Source organism: Achromobacter sp., assembly GCF_036567245.1.
Lineage (GTDB): Bacteria > Pseudomonadota > Gammaproteobacteria > Burkholderiales > Burkholderiaceae_B > Achromobacter.
The window spans coordinates 1-4,139 of the sequence record NZ_DATCUY010000503.1 but is presented as its reverse complement, the minus strand read 5'-3'; the positions used below and the strand labels follow the sequence as shown (position 1 = coordinate 4,139).

The window sequence follows — 4,139 nt, the reverse complement described above, 5'->3', positions numbered from 1 at the left end:
GTCGCTGCACGCCTGGCGGAAGTCCATTCCCGATCGGCTCCAACCACTTGCTTGGAGCTTTCCATGAACGCCAATCCCAAATTCCTGGCCGCTACCGCCGAAGTCGACGCGGCGGCCGTCGCACCGCTGCCCAGATCGCGCCGTGTGTATGAGACGGGCTCGCGCCCCGACATCCGCGTGCCGTTTCGCGAGATCGAGCAGGACGACACGCCGACCATGTTCGGCGGAGAAAAAAATCCGCCGCTGACCGTCTACGATTGCAGCGGCCCCTACACCGACCCCGATGCCAAGATCGATATCCGCCGCGGCCTGCCCGAGCTGCGCCGCGCCTGGATCGAAGAGCGCGCCGACACCGACGTGCTGTCCGGCCCGACCAGCGACTACGGTAAGGCGCGCCTGACCGACCCGAAGCTGACGGCGATGCGGTTCGACCTGCAACGCCCGCCGCGACGCGCCAAGGCGGGCGCCAACGTATCGCAGATGCACTATGCGCGGCGCGGCATCATCACGCCGGAAATGGAATTCGTGGCGATCCGCGAAAGCCTGCGCCGCGAGCACTACCTGCAAACGCTGCGCGACAGCGGCCCCGATGGCGAAAAGATGGTCAAGCGCCTGCTGCGCCAACACCCGGGCCAATCGTTCGGCGCCGCCATTCCCGCCGCCATCACGCCCGAGTTCGTGCGCGACGAGATCGCGCGCGGCCGCGCCATCATTCCGGCCAACATCAACCACCCGGAAGTGGAGCCGATGGCCATCGGCCGCAATTTCCTGGTGAAGATCAATGCCAACATCGGCAACTCCGCGGTCAGCTCGGGCATCGGCGAGGAAGTGGAAAAGATGACGTGGGCGATCCGCTGGGGCGGCGACACGGTCATGGATTTGTCCACCGGCAAGCACATCCACGAAACGCGCGAATGGATCATCCGCAACTCGCCGGTGCCCATCGGCACCGTGCCGATCTATCAGGCGCTGGAAAAGGTGGACGGCAAGGCCGAGGACCTGACCTGGGAGATCTTCCGCGACACGCTGATCGAACAGGCCGAGCAAGGCGTGGACTACTTCACGATCCATGCGGGCGTGCGCCTGCCCTTCATTCCGATGACGGCCGACCGCATGACGGGCATCGTCTCGCGCGGCGGTTCGATCATGGCGAAGTGGTGTCTGGCGCATCACAAGGAGAGCTTCCTGTACGAGCGCTTCGAGGAAATCTGCGAAATCATGAAGGCCTATGACGTCAGCTTCTCGCTGGGCGACGGCCTGCGCCCGGGTTCTGGCTACGACGCCAACGACGAGGCGCAATTCGCCGAGCTGAAGACGCTGGGCGAGCTGACGCAGGTGGCGTGGAAGCATGACGTGCAGGTCATGATCGAAGGCCCGGGCCACGTGCCGATGCAGATGATCAAGGAGAACATGGAGCTGCAACTGGAACACTGCCACGAGGCGCCGTTCTATACGCTGGGGCCCCTGACCACCGACATCGCCCCGGGCTACGACCACATCACTTCAGGCATCGGCGCGGCGCTGATCGGCTGGTACGGCACGGCGATGCTCTGTTATGTGACGCCGAAGGAGCACTTGGGCCTGCCGAACAAGAAGGACGTGAAGGACGGCATCATCACGTACAAGATCGCAGCCCACGCGGCGGACCTGGCCAAGGGCCATCCGGGAGCGGCGATCCGCGACAACGCGCTGTCCAAGGCACGCTTCGAGTTCCGCTGGGACGACCAGTTCAACCTGGGTCTGGATCCGGACACCGCCAAGGAATTCCACGACGAGACGCTGCCCAAGGATTCGATGAAGGTGGCGCACTTCTGCTCAATGTGCGGGCCGCATTTCTGCTCGATGAAGATCACCCAGGACGTGCGGGATTATGCGGCGGCTCAGGGGGTTAGTGAGAAGGATGCGTTGCAGAAGGGGATGGAGGAGAAGTCGATTGAGTTCGTTAAGAAAGGGGCCGAGGTTTATCATCGGCAGTGATGTTCTTGGGGTGTCTGTTTTGAGTTCTTGAGACGCACGGCGCGGCAGCGGCTTGCCGGGTGCGGGGCAACGATTGCGGTCCGGAGCGTTCGCTCCGGACTGCCCCGTCGTCATCCTCGTCCTCGCCTTCGGCGACTCCTACGGATTCCCTCGGGCTTATCGACGCCCCGCACCCGGCAAGCCGCTGCCGCGCCGTGCTCGGTTTTTTTGAATCTTCACGGGCGCTGGGGCGAGCGGTTTTCTTGGCGTTCTCGCCACCGGTGGGGTGGGCGAGGATCTTGCGGGGCCCGCCCCCGGCCGGCCGCGCGGGCGGCCTCTGGGGGCTTACGCGGTGTCTCGCGTCGAGTGATGACGCTGCGCGCTGATGATGATCGCGTCAAATGGATGAAACGCTTACGGGTATGCCCATAAGCTGCGGCACATGTCGCGCGTAACCCATCATCGACGCATGCACATCATGATGGGGCGCTGGAAATTCGTCATTTCAACTCCGCCGCCGGATGGGCGGCGCGCGCGAGAGAATCTGCGCGCGCAAGCCACCATCCATCGCGCGCCGCCCATCACCGCCCCTCCCCCAAAACGGCGACAACCACTAGTAAACCACCCGCCGCATTCGCGCCAGCGCAACCATCACGACGAACACTAGCGCGTATGCCGATTACGGCCGCCCGGGCGGCCGTAATTGGCGGCCCCCCCAAGACTCGCTACTGACCACGGCTTTAGCAGCGCATCAAACCGAGACGCGGGTAGCACGGCGGCGCGGGCGGCATGGCGGCGAGCAACCTCGATGCGCCCGAGGGAATCGGAAGGCAGCCGCCATAGGCGGCAACGACGATGACGAAGGGGCAGTCCGGAGCGAAGGCTCCGGACCGCAATCGTGGGCGCTCGCCGCCATGCCGCCCGCGCCGCCGTGCGGCCTACGAAGCTTCTTCGCGTACACCCACGAACGACACCATCCAAACTGCCCCAAAAACCTACAGCAACTTCCCAGGATTCATAATCCCCGCAGGATCCAGAACAGCCTTGATTTCCCGCATCAGCCGCAACTCCAACGCATCCTTGCTATGCAGGAAATGATCCCGCTTCAACTGCCCGATCCCGTGTTCCGCAGAAATGCTCCCGCCGTAGCGATTCACCTCGTCCAGCACCGCGTCCGTGATCGCCGCCCCATGCACCGCCACCCAGTCGCGGTCCGTGCCGGCCGGGCGCGACAGGTTGTAGTGCAGGTTGCCGTCGCCGAAGTGGCCGAAGATGAAGGGGCGGAGGTCCGGGTACAGCGCGCGCACACGGGCCTCGGCGGATTCCATGAAGTCGGGGATACGTTCGATCGGCAGCGACACGTCGTGCTTCAGGTGCGGGCCGTCGGCGCGCTGGGCTTCGGAGATTTCCTCGCGCAGCTTCCACAGCGCCTGCAATTGCGCCAGTGATGCGGAGACGGCTGCGTCCAGGCACAGGCCGCGTTCCAGCGCCGTGCCGATCACGTTTTCCACCAGGCCGTTCAGCGCGGCCTCGTCGGCGGTATCCGCCAATTCCACCAGCACGTAAGCCGGATAGCGCTGACCGAACGGTTCCTGCACGCCCGCGGCATGCGCCAGCACCAGGTCCAGGCAATCGCCCGAGAAATACTCGAACGCTTGCAGCCGCGCGCCGCATTGTTCGAACAGGATCTCGAACAATTGCAAGGCTTGCGCCGGCGACTCGACTGCGGCCAGCACCACCGAGCGCACATCGGTGCGCGGGAACAGGCGCAAGGCGACGGCGGTGATGACGCCCAGCGTGCCTTCGGAGCCGATCAGCAATTGCTTGAGGTCGTAACCGGTGTTGTCCTTGCGCAGCGTGCGCAGGCCATGGAAGATTTCGCCCGTGGGCAGTACGGCTTCCAGGCCCAGCACCAGCTCGCGCGCCATGCCGTAGCGCACCACGTTCACGCCGCCGGCGTTGGTGGCCACGTTGCCGCCGATCTGGCTGGAGTCTTCCGCCGCCAGGCTCAGCGGCAGCAGACGGCCGGCGTCCTGCGCGGCGCGGCGCAGGTTGCCCAGGATGGCGCCGGCCTCGGCCACCATGGTGTTGGCGATGGTATCGATGGATCGCACCGCGTTCATGCGATCCAGGCTCAGCACCACGTTGCCCGCGCCGTCGTCGGGCGTGGCGCCGCCGCACAA

Annotated in this window: 2 protein-coding genes; one reads left to right on the top strand and one right to left on the bottom strand. The window is 65.1% G+C overall.

Going from position 1 to position 4,139, the window contains the following annotated elements; genetic code table 11:
• Nucleotides 1–63: 63 nt before the first annotated feature.
• Nucleotides 64–1,977, top strand: a complete 1,914-nt coding sequence (thiC, locus tag VIR09_RS21315; protein ID WP_332014660.1) for a phosphomethylpyrimidine synthase ThiC — start codon at nt 64–66, stop codon at nt 1,975–1,977.
• Nucleotides 1,978–2,951: 974 nt separating this feature from the next.
• Here the strand turns inward: thiC and VIR09_RS21310 are convergent.
• Nucleotides 2,952–4,139, bottom strand: a 1,188-nt coding sequence (locus VIR09_RS21310) for an FAD-binding oxidoreductase (protein WP_332014659.1), incomplete at its 5' end; no start/stop codon positions are given.